The organism is Mesorhizobium sp. M0062 (genome assembly GCF_040323125.1).
Lineage (GTDB): Bacteria > Pseudomonadota > Alphaproteobacteria > Rhizobiales > Rhizobiaceae > Mesorhizobium.
This window is the reverse complement of the sequence record NZ_JAMYUO010000070.1, coordinates 1-508: the sequence shown is the minus strand read 5'-3', so window position 1 is coordinate 508 and position 508 is coordinate 1. Positions and strand designations below refer to the sequence as shown.

Genomic DNA, 508 nt, shown 5'->3' with positions numbered 1-508 from the left:
TGGCCTCTGCGAGATCGCGCCGGTCGTAGAGCCAGCGCAATTCCTGCAGGCAGTCGTCGCCGTGCTTCCTCGGCAGATGATCGAGCGCGTTCCTGAGGAAGTGCACGTAGCAGCGTTGCCAGGCGGCTTCGGGGATCACCTCGCCGATCGCTGCCACCAGGCCGGCGTGATCGTCGGACACAACCAACTCGACGCCCTTGAGGCCGCGCGCCTTGAGGCCGACGAGGAAGTCCCTCCAGGCCGAGCGGCTCTCGCGATTGGCCATCTCCACGGCCAGGATCTGGCGCCTTCCGTCCCAGTCGATACCGACCGCGATCAGCACCGCCTGGCTCATGACAACACCGGCTTCACGCACCTTCTCGTAGCGCGCATCGAGGATGAGGTAAGGAAACGGCTCTTGAAGGGGGCGCCTGGCAAAGGCAGCGAGGCTCTCGTCCAGCCGCTTGTTGATGGCCGAGATCGACGAGGCCGAGAAGGCATGGCCGCACAGTTCTTCCGTGATCGCCTT

At 65.0% G+C, this 508-nt stretch carries 1 protein-coding gene; it reads right to left on the bottom strand.

All coding sequences use genetic code 11. The annotated features are described in order from the left end of the window. Positions 1-508, bottom strand: a 508-nt coding sequence (locus NKJ64_RS30480; protein WP_352463834.1) for an IS256 family transposase, incomplete at both ends; no start/stop codon positions are given.